At 68.1% G+C, this 21,182-nt stretch carries 21 protein-coding genes; 10 read left to right on the top strand and 11 right to left on the bottom strand.

Annotated features, from left to right (window positions below):
• The first annotated feature begins 73 nt into the window (after positions 1–73).
• Positions 74–436: a VOC family protein gene (locus ACLBW1_RS10880; RefSeq protein WP_447811839.1), complete on the top strand. Its 363-nt coding sequence runs from the start codon at positions 74–76 to the stop codon at positions 434–436.
• Positions 437–440: 4 nt separating this feature from the next.
• Here ACLBW1_RS10880 and ACLBW1_RS10875 read toward each other — a convergent pair whose 3' ends face one another.
• The 5 genes from ACLBW1_RS10875 to ACLBW1_RS10855 all read right to left on the bottom strand — a co-directional run bounded on the left by ACLBW1_RS10875 (position 441) and on the right by ACLBW1_RS10855 (position 4,770).
• A complete protein-coding gene (locus ACLBW1_RS10875) occupies positions 441–875 on the bottom strand; it encodes a hypothetical protein (protein ID WP_447811838.1) in 435 nt (144 codons plus the stop codon).
• A 143-nt stretch (positions 876–1,018) separates the two neighbouring features.
• A complete protein-coding gene (locus ACLBW1_RS10870) occupies positions 1,019–2,134 on the bottom strand; it encodes an LLM class flavin-dependent oxidoreductase (RefSeq protein WP_447811837.1) in 1,116 nt (371 codons plus the stop codon).
• Positions 2,131–3,168: an ABC transporter substrate-binding protein gene (locus ACLBW1_RS10865; protein WP_447811836.1), complete on the bottom strand. Its 1,038-nt coding sequence runs from the start codon at positions 3,166–3,168 to the stop codon at positions 2,131–2,133. Before ACLBW1_RS10865 ends, ACLBW1_RS10870 begins: the two co-directional genes overlap by 4 nt.
• 28 nt (positions 3,169–3,196) lie before the next feature.
• Entirely contained in the window at positions 3,197–3,946 is a 750-nt protein-coding gene (locus tag ACLBW1_RS10860; RefSeq protein ID WP_447812158.1) for an ABC transporter ATP-binding protein, read from the bottom strand.
• A complete protein-coding gene (locus tag ACLBW1_RS10855) occupies positions 3,913–4,770 on the bottom strand; it encodes an ABC transporter permease (RefSeq protein ID WP_447811835.1) in 858 nt (285 codons plus the stop codon). The genes ACLBW1_RS10860 and ACLBW1_RS10855 overlap by 34 nt, the downstream gene beginning before the upstream one ends.
• Before the next feature lie 160 nt (positions 4,771–4,930).
• On the opposite strand from ACLBW1_RS10855, the gene ACLBW1_RS10850 reads away from it, so the two are divergent.
• From ACLBW1_RS10850 to ACLBW1_RS10835, 4 genes are all read left to right on the top strand, one after another.
• Positions 4,931–6,505 carry an alpha/beta fold hydrolase gene (locus ACLBW1_RS10850; protein ID WP_447811834.1) on the top strand — a complete coding sequence of 525 codons (1,575 nt, stop codon included), beginning with the start codon at positions 4,931–4,933 and terminating at the stop codon, positions 6,503–6,505.
• A gap of 42 nt (positions 6,506–6,547) precedes the next feature.
• Complete coding sequence (locus tag ACLBW1_RS10845; RefSeq protein WP_447811833.1) at positions 6,548–7,216, top strand: DsbA family oxidoreductase; 669 nt, start codon at positions 6,548–6,550, stop codon at positions 7,214–7,216.
• Positions 7,217–7,304: 88 nt separating this feature from the next.
• The gene (locus ACLBW1_RS10840; RefSeq protein WP_447811832.1) at positions 7,305–9,134 is read left to right on the top strand and encodes an endonuclease/exonuclease/phosphatase family protein; all 1,830 of its coding nucleotides are present in this window, start codon (positions 7,305–7,307) and stop codon (positions 9,132–9,134) included.
• A gap of 111 nt (positions 9,135–9,245) precedes the next feature.
• Complete coding sequence (locus ACLBW1_RS10835) at positions 9,246–9,812, top strand: isochorismatase family protein (RefSeq protein WP_447811831.1); 567 nt, start codon at positions 9,246–9,248, stop codon at positions 9,810–9,812.
• Here ACLBW1_RS10835 and ACLBW1_RS10830 read toward each other — a convergent pair.
• From ACLBW1_RS10830 to ACLBW1_RS10820, 3 genes are all read right to left on the bottom strand, one after another.
• A complete protein-coding gene (locus ACLBW1_RS10830; RefSeq protein WP_447811830.1) occupies positions 9,805–10,584 on the bottom strand; it encodes a trans-aconitate 2-methyltransferase in 780 nt (259 codons plus the stop codon). The genes ACLBW1_RS10835 and ACLBW1_RS10830 overlap by 8 nt on opposite strands.
• 88 nt (positions 10,585–10,672) lie before the next feature.
• Positions 10,673–11,419 (bottom strand): acyl-[acyl-carrier-protein] thioesterase, encoded by a 747-nt coding sequence (locus ACLBW1_RS10825; protein WP_447811829.1) that lies wholly within the window; start codon positions 11,417–11,419, stop codon positions 10,673–10,675.
• 20 nt (positions 11,420–11,439) lie between these two features.
• Positions 11,440–12,207, bottom strand: coding sequence for an acyl-[acyl-carrier-protein] thioesterase (locus tag ACLBW1_RS10820; protein WP_447811828.1), 768 nt, complete (start codon positions 12,205–12,207; stop codon positions 11,440–11,442).
• A gap of 208 nt (positions 12,208–12,415) precedes the next feature.
• Between ACLBW1_RS10820 and ACLBW1_RS10815 the strand changes: the two genes are divergently transcribed.
• From ACLBW1_RS10815 to ACLBW1_RS10795, 5 genes are all read left to right on the top strand, one after another.
• The gene (locus ACLBW1_RS10815) at positions 12,416–13,090 is read left to right on the top strand and encodes a DUF4166 domain-containing protein (protein ID WP_447811827.1); all 675 of its coding nucleotides are present in this window, start codon (positions 12,416–12,418) and stop codon (positions 13,088–13,090) included.
• 64 nt (positions 13,091–13,154) lie between these two features.
• Positions 13,155–13,592, top strand: coding sequence for an SRPBCC family protein (locus tag ACLBW1_RS10810; protein WP_045821824.1), 438 nt, complete (start codon positions 13,155–13,157; stop codon positions 13,590–13,592).
• 186 nt (positions 13,593–13,778) lie between these two features.
• The gene (locus ACLBW1_RS10805) at positions 13,779–14,294 is read left to right on the top strand and encodes a DUF6764 family protein (RefSeq protein WP_447811826.1); all 516 of its coding nucleotides are present in this window, start codon (positions 13,779–13,781) and stop codon (positions 14,292–14,294) included.
• A gap of 88 nt (positions 14,295–14,382) precedes the next feature.
• Positions 14,383–15,306, top strand: a complete 924-nt coding sequence (gene ppk2 / locus ACLBW1_RS10800; RefSeq protein WP_447812157.1) for a polyphosphate kinase 2 — start codon at positions 14,383–14,385, stop codon at positions 15,304–15,306.
• 37 nt (positions 15,307–15,343) lie between these two features.
• A complete protein-coding gene (locus ACLBW1_RS10795; RefSeq protein WP_447811825.1) occupies positions 15,344–16,174 on the top strand; it encodes a hypothetical protein in 831 nt (276 codons plus the stop codon).
• Positions 16,175–16,320: 146 nt separating this feature from the next.
• On the opposite strand, the gene ACLBW1_RS10790 is transcribed toward ACLBW1_RS10795, so the two are convergent.
• The 3 genes from ACLBW1_RS10790 to ACLBW1_RS10780 all read right to left on the bottom strand — a co-directional run bounded on the left by ACLBW1_RS10790 (position 16,321) and on the right by ACLBW1_RS10780 (position 21,086).
• Positions 16,321–17,784, bottom strand: coding sequence for a DUF222 domain-containing protein (locus ACLBW1_RS10790; protein ID WP_447811824.1), 1,464 nt, complete (start codon positions 17,782–17,784; stop codon positions 16,321–16,323).
• A gap of 268 nt (positions 17,785–18,052) precedes the next feature.
• Positions 18,053–20,110: a prolyl oligopeptidase family serine peptidase gene (locus ACLBW1_RS10785; RefSeq protein WP_447811823.1), complete on the bottom strand. Its 2,058-nt coding sequence runs from the start codon at positions 20,108–20,110 to the stop codon at positions 18,053–18,055.
• Positions 20,111–20,135: 25 nt separating this feature from the next.
• The gene (locus ACLBW1_RS10780) at positions 20,136–21,086 is read right to left on the bottom strand and encodes a cytochrome c oxidase assembly protein (RefSeq protein ID WP_447811822.1); all 951 of its coding nucleotides are present in this window, start codon (positions 21,084–21,086) and stop codon (positions 20,136–20,138) included.
• Positions 21,087–21,182: the final 96 nt, after the last annotated feature.

Genomic DNA, 21,182 nt, shown 5'->3' with positions numbered 1-21,182 from the left:
CCGTTCGCGGTGGCCGGCCTTCGGCGTTGTCGGGGGTGGGAGCCCGGGCGCTGTGAGCCGTACCGTCGGACCCATGCCCATCCTGCGGTCGTTCGCTCGGATCTACACCACCGATCTCGATGCCCACCTCGCCGCCCGCGAACTGCTCGGGGTCACCGCGACCGGGCACAGACGGTTCGCCCTGCCCGACCGTGGGTTGCAGGTGATGATCACCGACGACACCGTGATCGTGGCCGGTGATGACGACGCGCTCGCCGCCGTGCGCGACACGCAGATCACCTGGCTCGTCGACGATCTCGACGAGACCCTGTCGGCGCTGCGCCCGCAGATCGAACGGGTCGTCACGCCCCCGACCCGCGTGCCGACGGGCCGCAACGCCACCGTCCGACTCAGCGATGTGCAGGTCGAGCTCGTCCAGTGGGACGACGGTCTCTGAGTTCTCAGGCCGCAGGTCGCGTCACCGGCTCGGTCACGATGCGGCGGACTCCGAGGGCACGCTGGATCGTGAGGACCACGAGCCGAAGCACGATTCCGATCACGGCAAGGATCGGCGTCGACATGATGCCGAGTCCGTAGAGCAGGAATCCGGTTGCAACCGCGATCGACGCCGCAAGGCCTTTGACGGTCACGACAGTGGACGTCTTCTCGTAGACACCGAGCAGACCGACCGTCAGGAGCAGGACGGATGATGTCGCGAAGGTGCCCAACCACAGGCCCAGTCCGACCGCGAATCCCCAACTCGCGGGCGGACCGTTTCTGATGAGCAGACCCAGGATCACCGCGACGATCACGACGAGATGCAGCGCGTACCAGCACCGCACGACACGTAGTCGTCGCTTCTCGTCGATGATCCGCTCGTGCCGTATCCCGTTCATACACATCACTTCACGCCGATCCCGTCGTGAACGGAATACGACATCGGTCACATGTGCAGTTCGTCACCGGTCACGCGACCGTTTCCGCCTCCGGCGACCGTCGCAACGATCGCGTGGGGCAGGGACGGTCGCGGTAGGTCGGTTCAGGCCGCGCGCGGGGCCGCCGGGGCGGTGATGCCGCGGCGGTCGAGGATCGGTCGGACGCCCTCGGCGAAGTGGTAGGCCTCCTCGAGATGCGGGTAGCCCGAGAGGATGAACTCGGTGAACCCGGCGTCGTGGTACTCGCCGATGAGGTTCGCGACCTCCTCGTGCGACCCGACGAGTGCGGTGCCCGCCCCGCCGCGGACGAGACCGACGCCGGCCCACAGGTTGGGGTAGATCTCGAGCGAATCGGTGCGTCCGCCGTGCAGGGCGGCCATCCGGCGCTGACCCTCCGACTGCGACGACGAGTGCAGCTGATGGGCGTTCGCGATCTGGTCGGCCGGGAGTTCGTCGAGCAACTTCTGTGCCACGGCCCACGCCTCGGCGGAGGTGTCGCGGCTGATGGTGTGCAGCCGGATGCCGTAGCGCAGCCGACGGCCCTCGGCGGCGGCCAGCGCCTTCACCCGATCGATCTTCGCCTTGGCGTCGGCCGGTGGTTCACCCCACGTGAGGTAGGTCTGCACCCGACGGGCCGCGACCGACAGGGCGGGGTCCGACGATCCGCCGAACCAGAACTCCGGCAACGGGTCCGGTGCGTTCGACACCCTCGCGTCGGCGACACGGTAGAACTCACCGGAGTGGTCGACCGACTCCTGCGTCCAGATGCGGTGCACCAGATCGAGGAATTCGTCGGTGCGTGCGTAGCGGCGGTCGTGGTCGACCCAGTCGCCGAAGCGACGTTGCTCGGCGTCGTCGCCACCGGTCACGATGTTCAGCAGCAACCGGCCCTCCGACATCCGCTGGAGGGTGGCCGCCTGCTGTGCGGCCAGGGTCGGTGGCGTGAGTCCGGGCCGGAAGGCGACGAGGAACTTCAACCGACGGGTCGCCTGCAGCAGTGCCGCGGTGGTCAACCACGCGTCCTCGCACCACGTTCCGGTCGGGGTGAGGACACCTTCGTAATCGAGGCGGTCGGCGGCCTGGGCCACCTCGGTGAGGTACCGCAGGGTGGGCGGCCGGAACCCGACGGGCTGGACGCGATGCGACGAGGCGTGCGAGGCGCCGACGATCGAACGGCCGTCGCCGGCGGTCGGCAGGAACCAGAAGACACGTGCGCTCACTTGGTGGCCTCCTTCACGCCGGCGTTGTAGCGGTTGTCGACGAAGTCGGAGAACGGTTTCCCGGCGGGGATCTGCTTCGCCGCCACGAAGGCGTCGTACAGCTTCTGCTCGGAGTCGATCACGGTCTGATCCAGTGCGACAGCCGGTCGTAGGCTGCGTCGCTGGGCCTGCTCGCCGGCCGCGGGATCGATCTTCACCGCCGCCGAGTACTTGGCCGACCACTCCTGTGGGTTGGCCTTCGCCCACGCCGACGCCCTGGCCAGTCGGGACACGAAATCGGCGAGCGCGGTGTTCTTCGCCGGGTCGGCCAGCGCCTGATCGGACGCTATCCCCAGCCCGTAGCCGTTGGCGACGCCCTGCGCGGTGGTCAGCGTGCGGGCGCCGGTCTGCTGCTGCGCGATCGCGGTGAACGGGTCCCAGATGGCCCACGCGTCGACCTGTCCCGCGGTGAACGCCGTGAGCGCATCGGCGGGCTGCAGCGGGACGAGCTGGACGTCGGCCGGCGTCAGACCGGCCTTCGTCAGCTGCAACAGCAGGTGCCCGTGGGCCGAACTGCCCTTGCCGAACGCGATCCGCTTGCCCCGCAGATCGGCGACGCTTCGTGCGGTCGAGGTCTTCGGGACGAGGATCTGGTCTCCGCTCGCGTCGTTGGAGTACGCGCTGACGACCTTGATCCGGGCGTCGGCGGCGGCGCCGAAGATCGGCGGGGTGTTCCCCGTGACGGCGAAATCGATGCGCCCTGCGGTCGCCGCCTCCACCTGCGGCGGACCTGAGGTGAAGGTGGAGAACGACACGCGGTACGGGGCGCCGGTCAGCTGCCCTGAGGCCTCGAGCAGGGCCTGGGTCCCACCCTTCTGGTCGCCGACGTCGAGGGTGACCGACGACAACTGGCTCGCGTCCACCGTCGACGGCGCCGCGGCCGAGCCGGTGTCGGACTCACGTGAGACACATCCGGCGAGCGCGGTGGTTCCGACGACGAGTGTCAGCAGCGACGTCGCGACACGACGCGAGCGGGGACGGGAAACGAACAGCATGAGGGCCTTTCGGTCGAGCGGGGATGGATCAGCGGACGCCGAGCGCGTCGAGCAGGTGCGCCCGCAGCGCGGAGAATCCCGATGTCCCGCGGTCGCGGGGGCGGGGCAGGTCGACCTCGACCTCGTCGACGATCGCGCCGTCGTCGAGGACGAGGACCCGGTCGGCGAGGGCCACCGCCTCGTCGACGTCGTGGGTGACCAGCAGGACACCGAACCGGTGTCGCTGCCACAGGTCGAGCAGCAACGACTGCATCGTCAGTCGGGTGAGGGCGTCGAGTGCGCCGAAAGGCTCGTCGAGGAGCAGCAATTCGGGCTCACCGACCAATGCGCGAGCCAGGGCGGCTCGCTGCGCCTGTCCTCCCGACAGGGTGACCGGCCACGCGTCGAACTTGTCGTCGAGACCCACCTCGACCAGCGTCGCCTCGGCGGCTCGCAGGGCGGGCGGCCCGGTCACGCCGGAGGGATTCAGTCCGTAGGAGACGTTCTCCACCACGCTGCGCCACGGGAACAGACGCGGTTCCTGGAACGCGACCGCCGGTCGGCCGGCGACATGGGTGTCACCGCTGTGGTCGTCGGACAGGCCGGCGAGCACACGCAGGATGGTGGACTTGCCCGAGCCGGATCGTCCGACGAGCGCGACGATCTCGCCTCGTGTCACGGTCAGGTCGACGCCGCGCAGCACCTGATGGTCGCCGTACCACTTGCCGACGCCGCGCAGCGATGCGACGGCGGTGTCGGTGGCCGTCACCGGTCGGCCTGGTAACGCAGGGCACGGGATTCGAGGATGCGCACGATGCCATCGGTGATGATGCCGAGCAGGGCGTAGACGACGAGTCCGAAGATGATGGTGTCGACGCGGAGGAAGTCGCGGGCCTGGTTGATGATGAAACCCAGTCCGGCATCGGAGTTGATCTGCTCGGCGACGATCAGCGTGAGCCACGCGATGGCCAGCGACTGCCGGAACCCGACGAGCAGCTGCGGCGCGATGCTGGGCAGGATGACACGCGAGAAGCGTTGTCGCCAGGAGAATCCGAGCACGGTGGCGGTCTCCAGGTGACGGCGGTCGATCTGGCGGATCGCGGAGAACGTGTTGAGGTAGAGCGGGAATGCGACACCGAGCGCGACGAGCAGGATCTTCGGCGTCTCGCCGATACCGAACCACAGGATGAACAGCGGGATCAGCCCCAGGTGGGGGAGGGCGCGCAGCATCTGCAGCGGCGGGTCGACGGTCGCCTCGGCGATGCGCGACAGACCGACGAGCGCGCCGAGCGCGACGCCGATCAGTCCGCCCAGTACGAGCCCCTCGACCACCCGCGTCCCCGACACCACCAGCGCGTCGGCCAGTTCGCCGTTGCGTACGAGCTCGACGCCGGCGTCGGCGATGAGCGACGGTGCGGGCAGGATGCGTTCGGGGATGATGCGCAGGGCGCTGCCGATCTGCCAGACGAGGAGCAACACGACCGGCGACAACACCCGGATGACGGTCCATCGGTGCCGCTGCCATCGGCCGGGGTGGCTCGGTCGCGGGAGCGGACCGGTTGCGACCGCGGTGTCGGCGCTGATGACCGGTGCTGACGGCCCGGCGTGGGTGATGACGACCATGACCCGACAGTCGCAAGTCGGACAGCCCGACGCGAGTGTTGTTCTCAGCGTGGGTCGATGTCGTCAGAGGATTTGCGTGCGGCGCACCCTCGCGCGTACCGAGGCCCGGCTGTAGCGGTTTCCGGATGCGGGCGAAAGGGACATCGCATAGGTTGTTCGCGTGACTCATCTTCGGCGTCGCGTGCGCATCGCCTCCTCCCTCGTTGTCGGGTCGGCCGTCGCGACGCTGACGACGGCGATCGGTTCCCCGGTCGCCTCGGCGGCCCCACCGGTGTGGGGTGCGTGCCCCGCGATCCACGAGGCATCGGCCGACACGGTCTGCACCACGATCCGCGTACCGCGCGATTACGCGCGCCCAGCTGCGGGCGCCATCACCGTCACCGTCTCGAAGCTCCCCGCCCGCAATCCGGCGAGCAGGCGCGGCGTGCTGATCGGCAATCCGGGCGGACCCGGGGGCGACGGCATCCCCATGTTCAGCCAGCTCGCGACCCCGGCGGCGCTGCGTGACGACTACGACCTCGTCGCTATCCAGCCGCGAGGGCTCATCGACGCCAATCCGGTCGAGTGCGCTCCGACCTCGGGTACGAACCCGGCGAGCATCCTTCTCGCGGGCGCCGTGGTCCGTCGGGCGTGTGACGCGCGCACCCCGGGCGGAACCGCGTACATCACCACCGAGAACACCGCACGCGACATCGATTCGGCCCGTGCGCAGTTGGGTCTCGGTGACAGGGTGAACCTGCTCGGCATCTCCTACGGCACGACCCTCATGTCGACCTACGCGACGCTGTTCCCGCAGCACACCGATCGATTGATCCTCGATTCGGCGGTCGACCCCGGTCTCGTCTGGAACACCCTGCTCACCGCGCAGACCGAGCCGTACAAGGCGCGTACCCGCGCGCTGTTCGCCTGGATCGCCGCACACGACGCGACCTACCACCTCGGTCGCACGCCGCTGGCGGTGTACCGCGAATGGAGCCGCAAGGTCGTGGCCGAAGCCGGCGTGCCGCCGTCGCTGGGGCCCCCGCCCGCGCAGGTCGGCGACACCCCTCTCGCGCTGAAGAACGCGTTCGACGCCTATCTCGCCGGCCGGCTCACTCCCGCCACCCGCGCATACTTCGACAACCTCGTCGCGAGCCTCACGACCGGGAAGTCGCAGAACGCCTCGAACCTGTTGATACTCACCCGCGCCGCCTCGCCGTCACGCAACGACTGGCCGCTCGTGGCGCAACGGATCATCGCCGCACCGAAGCCCGCGGCGAAGCTCCCGCCCAACCTGCAGAGGGTCATCGCGAACTCCCAGCAGATGCAGACGTTGCTGCTGTGCAACGAGAACGCGGTGCCCGCCCATCCGCGGCTGGCCCCGGCGTCACTGCTCGACTCCTTCGTCATCGGCGACCCGTACACCGGGCCCGGGTACCTCTACGAATCCGGTCTGGCGTGTTCCGGTGCCGCGCCGGTCGCACGACCTGTCGCGATCGCCAACCGGGGCCTCGCCGTCGCGCCGCTGATGCTGCAGAGCGTCGGCGATCCGCAGACCCCCTACCGCGGCGCACTGGTGCACCGTGACCGGATGCGGGCGCAGCTGATCACCGTCGGCGGCGGTGACCACGCCCAGTTCGGGCGATCCAACCCGGTGGTAGATGCCGCGATCGTCGAGTACCTGCGCACCGGCCGGTCGTCGATCACCTCTGCGCCGCAGGCGCCGATCTCGACGCCCTTGCTCCCGCGTCGCTGACCACGGCGGAATCCCGGCTCGCACGTCGTGGTTGACCCCGGTATGAGCAACCCCATCGCGGTCGAGATCTGGTCGGACATCGCCTGTCCGTGGTGCTACATCGGCAAACGCCGGTTCGAGGCCGGTCTCGCCGCGTTCGCGGGTCGGGACGACGTGTCGGTGACGTACCGCAGTTACGAACTGGCGCCCGACACCCCGACCGACTTCGACGGGTCCGAGGTCGACTTCCTGGTCGGGCACAAGGGGATGTCGCCGGCGCAGGTCGAGCAGATGCTCGACGAGATGACTCAGCTCGCCGCGGTCGAGGGGTTGGCCTACGACTTCGACGCCCTGCGCCACACCAACACCCGGCTCGCCCACCGCACATTGCACCTGGCGAGAACCGTCGGGCGGCAGCGCGAACTGGCCGAACGGCTGTTCGCGGCGTATTTCACCGAGGGGCGCCATCTGGGCCGCCCCGACGAGCTCGCCGATCTCGCCGCCGAGGTCGGGCTCGACCGGGCGGCAGTGCTCGACGCGTTGGCCGGTGACGATTTCGTCGCCGAGGTCGACGCAGACATCGCCCAGGCTCGAGCCCACGGCATCGCCGGCGTCCCGTTCTTCGTCCTCGACGGTCGGTACGGGATCTCCGGTGCCCAACCCGCCCAGGCGTTCACCTCCGCGCTCGAGCAGGTCGCCGCCGATCGGATGGATCCGCCCACGCGCGGTTGACCTCGTCGGACGTCGCATCGAGCGGGTGAGGTGTTGCGTTCTCCGCGTGTTCATCTCGATGTAGTTGGCGAGGCTAATGTTCTCGACCATGCGCCTGACCCGCCTGATCCCGCCACTCGCCCTGGCGATCGTGACCGCTCTCGTGCCCGGGGCGGTCGCCTCCGCCGAGCCCCCGACACCGACCACGCCGACACCGACGACCATCGGCGAGATACAGGGGCCGGGGTTCACCTCGCCGCTGGTCGGCCGGGCGGTCACCGGGGTGCCGGGAGTGGTGACGGGGGTGCGCACCGGATCCCCACGCGGTTTCTGGATGCAGTCGGCGACACCCGACCGTCGCGATCGTGCGGGTGACCGGTCGGCCTCCGACGGCATCTTCGTGTTCACGGGCTCGGCCGCGCCGGGTGTGAAGGCGGGCGACGCCGTCACCGTCGCGGGGACGGTGACCGAGTACCGCGCGGCGGCGAACGTCACCGATCTCAGCGTCACCGAGTTGACGGCGCCGACGGTGACGGTGGTGTCGTCGGGTAACCCGCTTCCCGCCCCGGTGACCATCTCGCCGTCGACGGTGCCGTCCCGCTTCGCGCCGCCGATACCGGGTGACATCGAGCAGATCCGCCGAGCGGTACCCGCGCGATCGGCCCAGGAGTTCTGGGAATCGCATGAGGGGGAGCGGGTGTCGGTGCCGTCGCCGGCGATCATCGCGCCGAGCAACACCTACGGCGACGTCTACATCACCTCGAAGCCGAACGCCGAACGGACGATCCACGGCGGCGCGCTGCTGACGAGCTACGACCTGCCGACCGGGCGGGTGAAGGTCTCCGCCCTCGACGGGGCCAAGCCCCGGATGAACGTCGGCGACAGGTTCGCGGGTCCCGTTGTCGGCCAGGTGGACTGGTCGAGCTTCGGCGGTTTCACGATCGCCGCACCGACGCTGCCCGCCGTGATCGCCGGCGGGCTCACCCCGACGGTCGCGTCGAGACCGGACGCGTCGGAGTTGTCGGTGGCGACCTACAACGTCGAGAACCTCGCCCCGCGCGACCCGGCCACCAAGTACTCGGCTCTCGCTCGCGGCATCGTCACCAACCTCGCGAGCCCCGACATCGTCGCCGTCGAAGAGGTGCAGGACAACTCGGGCGCCACCGACGACGGCACCACCGCCGCGAACACCACGATCTCGACCCTCGTCGCCGCGATCGCCGCCGCGGGCGGTCCGAGGTACGACCACCGTGAGGTAGACCCGAGCAACGACGCCGACGGCGGGCAGCCCGGCGGAAACATCCGAACGGTGTTCCTGTTCAACTCCTCTCGCGTCTCATTCGTCGATCGAGGTGCGGCGACAGCGACCACCGGCACCGTCGCGCAGCGAGGCCGAGGCGGCGCGGAGCTGTCGGTGTCACCGGGTCGGATCGCCCCGACCGATCCGGCGTGGGCGAACAGCCGCAAACCTCTGGTCGGGCAGTTCGTGTTTGGTGGCCGCACGGTCTTCGTGGTGGGCAACCACTTCGCCTCCAAGGGTGGCGATCAGTCGGCAGACGGGCGCTTCCAACCGCCGTCGCGCAGCTCCGAGATCCAGCGCATCGCCCAGGCGCGCGTCGAGAACGCGTGGATCCGCAGCCTGCAGGCGGTCGACCGGCGCGCGTCGATCGTGGTGGCCGGCGACCTCAACGATTATCAGTTCAGTCCCGCCGTCCGCACCCTCACCGGGGGCGGAACGGGACTCGTCGACCTCATCACCACGTTGCCGCGCGCAGCGCAGTACACCTACGTCTACTCCGGGGTGTCGCAGGTGCTCGACCACATCGTGGTCAGCGCCGACCTGCGCGCCCGCGCGCGCTATCAGGTGGTGCACCTCAACGCCGAGTTCGCCGGTCAGACCTCCGACCACGACCCGCAGGTGGTCAGCGTCCGCCCGTAGCCTGCGGAGGGCGGCCTTCGGGCACCGTCGCCCGTGGCCTACGGAGGGCGGCCCTCGGGCACCGTCGGCCGTAGACCCGGACTCTGGGATCGTCATCCGTAGGATCGGGTGATGGTCACCGCGTTGCTGATCGTCGACGTCCAGAACGATTTCACCGAGGGTGGCGCCCTCGGCGTGACCGGCGGCGCCGCGGTCGCCCGCGGTGTCACCGAGTACCTCGTCGACGCCGAGTACGACGTCGTGGTCGCCTCGCGGGACTGGCACGATGCCGACAACGACAACGGCGGCCATTTCGCGACCACCTCGGAGCCCGATTTCGAGATCACCTGGCCGGTGCACTGTGTGGCGGGCACCCCCGGTGCCGAGTACCACCCTGATCTGGTCGCCGATGCGGTCGACGTCCATGTGCGCAAGGGACAGGGCGTGCCTGCGTACTCGATGTTCGAGGGCTCCACCGACGACGGTTCGGCGCTGGTCAACGCCCTGCGGGCACTCGGTGTGACCGATGTCGACGTGGTCGGGATCGCGACCGACTACTGCGTGCGGGCCTCCGCGATGGATGCGCTGGCCGCCGGTTTCACCGTGCGAGTGCTCACCGATCTGATCGCCGGTGTCGCACCGGCGACCTCGGCCGACGCGGTCGCGGAGATGGCCGACGCCGGCATCACGATCATCTGACCTCTCCCGCACCGGTGCGTGCCACCACGAAGACCCGGCGGAACGGGAAGAACGTGGTGCCGTCGCGACGCCGGGGGTAGGCCGCCGACAGCAGCGGCGCGAGGTCGGACCGGAACGCCTCCCAGCCGTTGTCGTCGAGCGCCGATCGGATCGGGGTGAGCGCGGTGCCGGTGACCCATTCCAGTACCGGGTCCTCGCCCCGGAGCTGTTGGACGTAGGTCGTCTCCCAGGCGTCGACAGCGCAGCCCGCATCGGAGAGCAACGCGGCGTAACCGGCAGGGTCGTCGACGGTCTCGCCGCCGCGGAAGTCGATGTCGGAGAGCGCTTCGCGCCATCTGTCCGACTGCGCCAGGGTGCGGATGGCCCGGTGTGAGGGTGCCTCGAAGTTGCCCGGGACCTGGAAGGCGAGGTGTGCACCGGAGTCGAGTTCGCCGACCCACCGGAGGAGGAGTTCGCGGTGCTCGGGGACCCACTGCAGGGTGGCGTTGGAGATGACGACGTCGGTCTCGGGCTCGGGGCGCCAGTCGCGCACGTCCTGCCGGCGCGCGTCGACGCCGTTCTCCCGCGCGGCGGCCACCATCTCCGGCGAGTTGTCGGTCGCCTCGACGACGGCGTCGGGCCACCGCGCGAGGAGTCCCGCGGTCAGATTGCCGGGGCCGCAGCCGAGGTCGACGATTCGCCGCGGACGCTCGGAGTCGATGCGCGCCAACAGTTCTCCGTAAGGGCGGCCCCGGTGGTCGGCGAAGGCCAGATACTGCGTCGGGTTCCACATGTTCGCTCCCGTCCAGCAGTACGCCCGTACTGCCAATTAAAACAGTACGCCCATACTGTTTTAATTGGCAAGGGTGTCGACGACCGACCTAGGCGGTCGGCAGCGCGGTGATCGACGCGTGGGCGCGGGAGTCGCCGGCGACCGAGAGCCAGATGAGGATGCCGCCGTCGGTGGGCGCGGTGGTGATGCGCACGTCCTCGCCGAAGGTGATCGGCTTGTTGTACTCGATCACCAGTCGGTAGGGGTTGCTCAGCAGTTCTGTGTTGTCTGCGAACACTTCTCGCAGCGCCTGGAGGTACACCGAGTTGTTCACGTGGTCGAGACGGTCGGTGTCGGCGTGGCGCAGCACGAACCGACGATCGGACTCGTTCTCGAGCGGGGTGTTCAGCCACGCCTTCCACCGCAGCCGATGGTTGTCGGTGGTGGTGGCGAGCATGTCGAAGAACTCGTCCTCGAGGCGACCCGGCGACTGGGTCTCCATGTTCATGTTGATCCAGAAGCCCTCGGTCTCGATCAGGCCGCCGTTCTCACTCGTGATGCGCACGCGCATGTTGCACCAGCGGGGCGAGATGCCCGAGCACCAGCGCGACAGGTGTACCTCGTCGGGCCAGGTGATCGGTCGGATCACGTCGATGACGGTGCGGCGCACGATCCAGAACTTGTGGGTCTCGAAGGCGCCGGCGTCGACGAGGTGTTGCGCGCCCGCTTCCTGCAGGTATCGGGCGATGCCGTCGACGCTGAGCCCTTCGTACTGATCGATGTCGGCGCTCGACAGTGGCCAACCGGTGTCGAAGACGTAACCCTCGGTCGGTTTGTCGGTCAGGGGGGTCGCCACCAGCGGCTCGGTCGTCGACATCAGGCGGCCAACGCGGTGATCGAGGCGTGCGAACGGGATTCGCCGTCGACCGACAGCCACACGAGCAGTCCGTCGTCGATGGGTGCGGTGGTCAGGTGGACCTCCTGCCCGTACATGATCGGCTTGTTGAACTCGACCACCAGGCGATGGGGTGCGGTGACCAGCTCCGCGACCTCGGGTGCGACCTCGGCGACGGCCTGCCAGTAGATCGCGTTGGTGACGTGCCCGAATCGGTCGGTGTCGCTGCGGCGGATCTGGAAGGTGCGCGGCGACTCGGCGGGGAGTGGTTCGGTCAACATGGGTTTCCAGCGTAGGCGGGTGTTGTCGGTGGTCGTCGACAGGCGTGAGATCACGTAGTCGCTCATCCGGCCGATCCCCTCGGTCTCGATGTTGATGTTCAGCCAGAAGCCGACGGTCTCGACCCGTCCACCGTTGTCGCCGACGATCTGCACCCGCATGTCGCACCAGCGCGACGACAATCCCGAACACCAGCGGGACACGGTCACGGTGTTCGGCCAACTGATGGGTTCGATCATGTCGATGACGGTGCGACGCGCGATCCAGAACTCGTGGTCACCGAGCGCGTTGCCGTCGGCGAGGTGCAGGGCACCGGCCTCCTGCAGGTAGCGGGCGGCCGAGTCGTAGCCGAGGATCTCGTTCTCGTTCATGTCGCTGGTGCGCACCGGCCACTGCGTGGTGAAGACGTATCCCTCCGACGGCAAGGGGTCGAGGGTCAGGGAGGACAGCGCGGCGCTGGGCGACGACATGGGTGGTACCCCCGGATTCGACAAGACGTGTGGACCTCGCGTGCGAAGTTACCCCGCGACCCGTCGTGGCCGGGGCGGGAGTGGGCTGCAGACCGCGTGAACAGGGCCGGTGCCGGCGCGAACCGGCGCGATGGTGTTCCTGTGACGGCTGGGGTGTCGCGGGAGTAGATTCACCAGTCATGTCCGGGTCGGGAGCGGTGGTGCGCGGATGACACCGGTGTATCGCGCCGCCCTGGGCTCGGAGTTCACCAAGCTGCACCCGAACATCCAGTGGCGGTACGGCGTCGATTCGACATCGGGCGTCGCGCAGGTGACGAGCGGGATCGTCGAGTCGGTGTTCTGCACCTCGAAGCTCACGCCCCCGGTGCTGCGCTTCTTCCGTAGACGCAACGTGATGCCGACGACCACGAGTCGCCACGTCCCGTTCTTCATGGACAACTACTGCTACGTCGACGAGCGGGGGCGGGAATCGCTGGCCGTCATCCGTCGGTTCGCGTACTCCAACGGCGAGCAACGTCTGCACTCGCTTCTCGTGAACGGGTCGTCGGGTCTCGTCGACTACTTCGGCGACGGGCCTTTTCTGTTGATCCCGCTGAACCCCCGGGTCGGCCCCGGTGGGTCGCTGATCCTGGAGAGCGAGCCGATGCGGATGCTCAGCCGCGGCCTGCGGATGGGGATGCGCGGGTTGTTCGCGACGTCGATGCGCTACGTCGAGGAGTGGGATGACGACGCGCAGCGGTTCCGCCTCGACGCCACCGTCCGCAACGTGACCCTGGGCGAGATCATGCATTTCCGGGGATGGTTCACCGCGAGTGATCGTCCGTGCACGATTCACGACATTCCCGACGAGGCCTGGCCACTGCGTCTCGAGGAGACCGAATAGGGGTCGGGGCCCGGGGGCGGTGATCGGCCACGCGGTCGTGGTCCGGTCGGGTACCTTCGCTGCCATGGCAGTCAGCGGTAACACCGAATTCGATGTCGACGTCGCACCGTCGGTGATCATGGAGATCCTGCTCGATGTGGAGGCGCTTCCCGAGTGGTCCGGCCCGCACAAGAGCGCCGAGATCCTCGAGGAGCACTCCGACGGCAGTCCCAAGCGGGTGAAGGTCGCGGTCACGATGGCCGGCATCACCGACAACGAGGTCCTCGACTACACCTGGACCGAGAACAGCTGCACGTGGGAACTGGTCGAGAGTGACCAATTGTCCTCGCAGAAGGGCACCTACACCGTCACCGAGAAGGACGGCGGGTCGCATGTGGCCTTCGAGCTCGAGGCGGATCTGAAGATCAAGATGCCCGGACTGATCGTGAAGCAGGCCCAGAAGAAGGCCGTCGAGACGGCGAAGAAGGGCCTCACCGCCGAGGCGAAGCGTCGTAGTTCCTGACCGGCGGATCGCCGCGGCTCCCGAGGCCGGCCGGGCGTCTGCGTTCGTGACCTGATCGATGCACGGCGCTGCGGCGTCGAACGGTGTGGCGGCGAGTACGGTTGGCGCGTGCGAGTCGGTGGCCGCCGGGCTCGCGGGTTTCGAGAAGATCAGTTGAGGTTCAGCATGTTTCGGGTTGGTTCACGGATGGCAGTGCGCACGGTTGCAGCAGGATTCGTCGGCGCGTGCGCCGTGGGCGCGATGTCGCTCGTCGGGACCGGGGGCGCCTCGGCGGCACCGCTGGTCTGCGACGCGGCCAACAACGCGCAGGTGAATCGTGTTGTGGGCGCCGGAAGTTGTGGTGCGCGCGCCCAGGGCGTGGCGACCGCTCACGCCGAGGACCGTTCCGGCGCGGGTACCGCGGTGGCCTCCTCGCTGACCAACGGGCGCGCGAACGCCCTCAACACCGCGCCCGGTTCGACCGCTCTGGCCGGTGCGCGCAGCGGCGCCACGAGCTACTCCTTCAGTGTCGGACCCGGCGGACTCTCCGTTGCACAGGCTCGCAGCGGCGGCACGTCGATCTCGGTGGCCGGCATCGGTGGCGCGGCGTACTCCGGTGACGGTGGTGTGCGCTGCAGTGGCGGTGCGGCGGCAGCCTACGACAGCACCAGCGGCACCTTCTGCTTCGGAACGGGTCGGACGTACTTCACCAACGTGCGCTGAGGCGGCCCCTCGCGGTGATGCGCGCCGTTCACCTGCACGTCACGTCGCGGTCCGACTGCCGTTCTAATCTCGGCGGGTGACCGAATTGATGAACGGCGTCGACCTGAGCACGTCCATCGGACGTGAGGAGTTGGCCCATGTGGTCGATCTCGCGGACACGTCGGGCTTCACCGTCGACGACTCCGACGACGACGACCCCCGCCTGATCCTGCGCAGCGACCACTCCGTCGTCGACACCTGGCGGGAGGGCTATCCGTATGACGAGCGGATGTCGCGCACCGACTACGAACTCGAGAAGCGACTGCTGCAGATCGAGCTCCTCAAGCTGCAGAACTGGGCCAAGGAGACCGGCGCCCGGGTGGTGATCCTGTTCGAGGGTCGGGACGCCGCGGGCAAGGGCGGCACCATCAAGCGCTTCATGGAGCACCTCAACCCGCGTGGCGCGCGGGTTGTCGCGTTGGAGAAGCCGTCGGAACGAGAGTCGACGCAGTGGTACTTCCAGCGGTACGTCTCGCATCTGCCGGCCGCCGGTGAGATCGTGCTGTTCGACCGGTCCTGGTACAACCGCACCGGTGTCGAGCGGGTGATGGGTTTCGCGACCGACGCCCAGCACGCGCGGTTCGTCCGGCAGGCGCCGCTGTTCGAGAAGATGCTGATCGACGACGGCATTCACCTCGTGAAGTTCTGGTTCTCGGTGACCGCGCTCGAGCAGCGCACCCGTTTCGCGATACGGCAGGTCGATCCGGTGCGGCAGTGGAAGCTGTCGCCGATGGACCTCGCCTCGCTCGACAAGTGGGACAAGTACACCGCGGCCAAGGAGGAGATGTTCTCCCACACCGACACCGATCACGCGCCGTGGACGGTGGTGAAGAGCAACGACAAGAAGCGTGCCCGCGTCAACGCCATGCGTCACGTGCTCAGCCTCTTCGACTACTCGGGCAAGGACGCCCAGATCGTCGGCACACCGGACCCCCACATCGTGGGACGCGCGCGCGACCTGCTGGGGGAGTAGCGGCGGCGGCTCGTGTGCGATCGGTAGCGTGGGGCGGGTGCGGACGTTTGGTGCGGGACTGGCGACCCTGATCGCGATCATCGCAATGGTGGGGGCGCTGCCGTCGCTGTGGGTGCACTACCGGGTGATCGACCGCGACGGGTTCACGTCGTTCGTGTCGCCGATGGCCCACGACAGGCAGATCCAGGATCTGATGGCCGACGAGATCGCCGCGCAGATCTCCGATCAGACCGACGGCACGGTGAGCGCGACGCTGGTCCGACCCGCGACCGGGGCCTACACACGCAGTGACCAGTTCGTCGCCGATTTCGCCGATGTGCTGGGCCAGCAGCACGATTGGCTGTTCACCGAACCGACCACCGATGCCGAGCGCAACGGCGTCCTCACCCTCGATCTGACGGCGATGGTGAACCGGGCGATCCGGGACTTCGGTATCCGCGGGGTGCGCCTCACCCAGCCGGTGGAGATCCCGCTGAGCGAGTCGCGCCGCAGCGGGCTCGAGGCCGGCCGGTATGCAACGGCCGGCGACCAGGTGACGCGCATCGCGTTCGTCGCGGCCGGGATCGCGGTGGTGTTCGCCCTGCTTGCGCTCGTCCTCGCCCGACGACGTGGGTTCACCCTCGCCGCGCTCGGCGTGGGGCTCGTGATCGCCGGCGCGGTGAGCTGGGTACTCGGGGTGTTCGCGCGCAGTCGCGCCGATGACGAGGTGGCCGGTGCCCAGAGCTCGGCCCGACAGATCGCGCGCATCATCATCGACTCCTCCGTCGACGATCTCCACCACACCTCGCTGATCGTCGGCGGTGTCGGCGTCGCCCTTGTCGCCGCCGGCATCCTCGTCTCGCTGACCTTCGAACGCGCCCGTCGCTGACTGTGTGGAAAGCGCGAGTCGGTACTGCTGAGTGTGTGGAAAGCCGAGTCGAATGTGCTGGCAGCGCGACGTGAGCCGAGAAGCGAACAGCGCACATTCGACGACGGCTTTCCGCACAGTCAGCGGTGGTGAAACACAACCACGAGCTAGGCAGCCGGATAGAGCTCGAACTCAGGCCAGGTGATGTCGAACTGTCGACTCACTGCGGGAATGTCAGGCGGGTTCCGGAATCGTTCGAGGAGTTCGTCGATCCGGTGAAGGTGGTTGGCTCTCGCAGAGCCTGGTGGATCGGTGTTGCGGCGCCAGCCGTAGCGGCCTTTGTCGGGACCGTCGGTGATCTTCTCGGTGACCCATTGATGGGGTTCGGTTCCGACGGCCCGGTTGTGGGGTCCGCATGCGGGAGCCATATCGGTGACGTCAGTGAGACCGCCGTCGGCCCAATCTGTTTCGGCGTGATGCATCTCGGCGTGCGCAAAGGCGACGCCGCAGTCGTCTTTGCTGCAGCCGCGGTACTGCGCGAACGCCATCAACCGTTGCCCTTGCGACGCCAACCGGCGGGCCCGGCCGAAGAACAGGGGTTCGCCGGTGACGTCACTGAACACCGCGAGATGGGTTTCAGCGTCGGTGGCCAGCTTCACGACGTCACTCATCGGTAGATCGCTACCGGTCGCGGTGCGCGCGACGCCGGCGTGTTCACGCAGCTGGGCGTCGGTGATCGACACGATGATCTGTGGCGGCAACCCTCGATGAGATCCGCCGAGCAGTCCACCGTTCACGGCGGCATCGAGCACAGCCTGGAGGGCATCGTGGTTGCGTTGTGACTGCGACCGGCAATCTCGATCCGCGGCTTCCCGCAACACATCACCGCTGATCTCGCTGCCGTCACCGTGAGGGGACTGGTCGTCGTCGGGATTGTTCATCCCCGGAGCCGCCCATTTCGCGAGCACGACATCGAACAGGGCGCGCGTGATCGGATCCAGAGTGGCGGCGAGCTTCGACATCAACTGGCTGTCTTGGCAGCCGAGGTTCAGTTTCCGATTTCGTGCGCGGTCGCGGTCGCGGTCGTCGGTCAACCGGCCGTCGGGATCGAGGTGGGCGATGATCCGGACACCGGCGGCGCCGATCTCTTTCGGTGTGAGTGTGGTCGCGAACTCGGCCAGGGTCTGCTCCGCGAACGCGCGGTGCTCTGGCTCGACAGCGGTCGGAATCTTGGCCATCACATCGAGGACTGCGTGGACATGGTCGGGTCCGATCGCACCGGCCGCCAACTCTCGTGCGGTGTTCGGGCAGACCGGTGGAAGCTTCTCGCCGGTCATGGCGTGCATCGGTTCGAGTGCCTGCACTTCTTTGAGCCGCTTCTTCGGTTGCGTCACGCGCAGTGTCGTCCGCAGGAACTCGGTCAGGTTCACACACCCGACGGTGCGGTGGGCGTCGCGGTCGGAGACCTCGAGGATCCTGCGGTTGCCGGCGGCCTCGAGTCGGCGGGCGATGCGTTCATGGCGGATGGCGAGATCCGCGACCTCCTCCTCGGTGCACGAGGTGGAGTCGGCGATGAGGATTCTGTCCACGATCTGTTCCAGGGCAGCGTAATCCGATTGGATATCGTTCATCGGTTTGCCCCCTCCCCAAGTGGATCTGTACATCTATCCTAGCACGGATGTTCGAGGGGTGGGCGATTGAATTTGGTGGATGTTGTTGAACGCTGGTGTATTTCGCTTGTCTGGTCGCGTTCTACTACCGCTGACGGTGCGGAAGCCGGTCGCCGAGTGTGCGTTGCTGCGCTGTCGGCTCACGTCGTGTGGTGAGCACACTCGACGGCCGTTTCCACACAGTCAGCCCTACCGGCCGACTTTCCACACAGTCAGCACCACCGGGCAGTCAGCGGGAACCGATGGTCTGCCAGAGGAACTCGTACGCCAGGGCCGATTTGAAGGCCGACTGCTTGTTGTCGGCGGCGCCGCCGTGGCCACCCTCGATGTTCTCGTAGTAGCGCACGCGGTGCCCCAGCTCCTCCATCCGTGCCGTGAACTTGCGGGCGTGGCCGGGGTGTACACGGTCGTCGCGGGTGGAGGTCGTCATCAACAGGTCGGGATACCGCGCATCGGCGACGATCCGTTGATACGGCGAGTACTCCGAGAGGAACTTCCACTCCGCAGGATCGTCGGGGTTGCCGTACTCGGCCACCCAGGACGCACCGGCCAACAGCAGGTGGTAACGCTTCATGTCGAGCAGCGGCACCTGACACACGATGGCGCCGAACAACTCCGGGTACGTCGTCACCATCACGCCCATCAACAGACCGCCGTTAGACCCACCCTGCGCAGCCAGACGATCGGGCGAGGTGAGCCCGCGGGTGACGAGGTCCTTCGCGACCGACGAGAAGTCCTCGAACACCAGGTGGCGCCCCGCCTTCAGTGCCTGGGTGTGCCACGACGGACCGTATTCGCCTCCGCCACGGATGTTCGCGATCACATAGATCCCGCCCCGCGTGATCCAGCTTCGTGCGGAGATGGCCGCATACCCCGGTGTCATCGAGTTCTCGAAGCCGCCGTAGCCGTACAGCAGCGTCGGTCCCGACGCGACGTCATCGCGCTTCACCACGAAGTACGGCACCGAGGTGCCGTCGTCGGAGGTGGCGAAATACTGTGTCGCCGAGATGCCGTCGGCGTCGAAGTGGGCCGGGCTCTGCTTCAGCGGCGTCACACCGTCGACAGTGCTGCCGTGGAGCAGGGTCGGCGGGGTGGTGAAGCTGCTCGCCGACAGGAAGATCTCGTCGCCCACGTCGGGGTCGGTGTCGAGCACCGAGATCGTGGCCAGCGGCGGCAACCCCGCGAGGTCGGCGCGTACCCAGTCCCCGAGCGTCAGCAGGTGGACCTCGGTCTGCACGTCGTGCAGCGTCACCAACGCCAGGTGCGACGCTGTCGCCCGCACGTCCTGCAGGCTGGTGTGTGCGTCGGGTGCGAACAACACCTGACCCGCACCTTCGTCGCCCGCGAGGAAGCGCGGGTAGTCGAACACCACGAGAGTGCCTGCGGGATGGGTGGTCTCGCCAATCACCCAGTCCGAGCGGGTCAGCACGAACAGCCAGTCGTGGCGGATCACGGTGTGTGCGTCGTCGGGTACGCCGATCTCGATCAGCTCGCCGTCGCGCACCTCGAAGGTGATCTGGTGGAAGAAGTCGACCGCACGCACGAGGAAGTCGCGTTCGAAGCCGGGGGTCGCATCGTGGCTGATCTGCACGGCGACATCGGTTGTCTCCCCGGCGAACACCGTCTCCGCCTCGGCAAGAGGTGTGCCACGGCGCCAGCGTTTGGCGACACGTGGGTAACCCGAGTCGGTCAGCGACGACACGCCGTCTGCGTCGGGGCCGAAATCGGTGCCCACGAAGACGGTGTCGCGATCGATCCATCCGACGTCGGACTTCTCCTCGGGCAGGGCGAACCCGCGATCGGGTCCGTCGGGATCGACCCACGTGCGCGACACGAGATCGAACTCGCGGACGACGGCGGCATCGGCGCCACCGCGTGACAACGACACCAGCGCGCGCTCGTGGTCGGGCCGCAGGACGGCCGCGCCCTGCCACACCCAGTTCTCGTCCTCGGCCTCTGCGACGGCATCGAGATCGATCAGCACGTCCCAGTCGGGCCGGTCGGTGCGGTACGACTCGAGGGTGGTGCGCCGCCACAGGCCGCGGGTGTTGGTGGCGTCGCGCCAGTAGTTGTAGAGGTGCTCTCCGCGCCGGCGCACGTAGGGGATGCGGTCGTCGGTGTCGAGGATCTCCAAGGCCGAGGCCTCGAGTTCGGCGAACCGCTCGCCTCCGGTGAGCTCGTCGAGGGTGGGCTGGTTGTGTTCGCGCACCCACGCCAGCGACTGCTCGCCGGTGACGTCTTCGAGCCACAGGTACGGATCGTCGGGGTTGCTCGCCGTGTCGGTCACCCGCCCGATTGTGTCAGGCGCCCGATCAGCGGAACCGGTCGCGCAGCGTGGCGTCGGTCTCCCACCACAGTGCGGACGGCGCAGCGGTCTCGGTGTCGTCGCGTTCACCGTCCCCGCGGGCCGCGGCCGATGTCGCGGCCTCGTCGATCTCGGCGTCGATCTCGTCGGCTCGCCGGGTCTGTTCGGTACGGAACCGACTCATCAGCGTGAGCAGGAACGGCAGTCCCACCACGTCGCCGAGGACCCACAGGATGCCGGCACCGATGATCTGATCGGTGCGCAGCGACGGCCCCCACATGCGGTCGAGTGCCGCGTAGTAGCCGTGCGCGATGTCGCCTCCCTGCCAGATCACGACCCCGAGCAGACCGTCGCCGATCGTCTCGACCAGCGTGATCAGCAGCGACAGGGCCTGGGGGAACCGGCGCGGCACCGGGTCGACCTGCAGCCGCGACCAGAAGTAGCCGAAGCCGACCCCCACGAAAAGCAGGCGGGTGACGACGTCGAGGGCGGTGCCGCGCAGCACCGCCTCGTACCAGCCGGTGAGATAGAACAGCCACGGCGTCACCAGTACGGCCGCCGAGGTGACCGCGGGGTAGGTGAGCACGCGCGCCGCCGTCGACGCCAACGCCGCATCGAATCGTCGCGTGCCGCGCGGTCCGAGGGCGTCACGCGCGACGGTGAGCGGCATCCCCGCGGCCAGCCCGAACGGCACGATCAGCAGCAGGATCACCACCTGCAACGCCCGCACCCAGAACAGCACGTCGGCATACGCCCCGATGAAGCTCGCCGTCGAGATCATCCAGACCCCGACACCCATCACGGTGAACACCGCGCCCCGACCCGCCGACACCGTCGACCGGCGCCACGCCCACCAGTACACGGCAAGCACGACAAGGCAGACACCGAGCGTGACGACATCGAGATGACCTGTGGTCAGGGCGGATTCGACGGTCAGCGGACGGTGGACGGCAGACATTGTCGGAGTATGTTCCCGGCCGCCTCCGGCTCACAACCTCGACGACCGAAGCGCGGAGAATGTCGGCTCCGCGACGGGGTCCTTGCGCCGTACGCG

The sequence above is a fragment of the Williamsia sp. M5A3_1d genome (genome assembly GCF_053345315.1).
The sequence above is the reverse complement of the archived record's forward strand: the minus strand, read 5'-3'. Positions and strand labels throughout refer to the sequence as shown.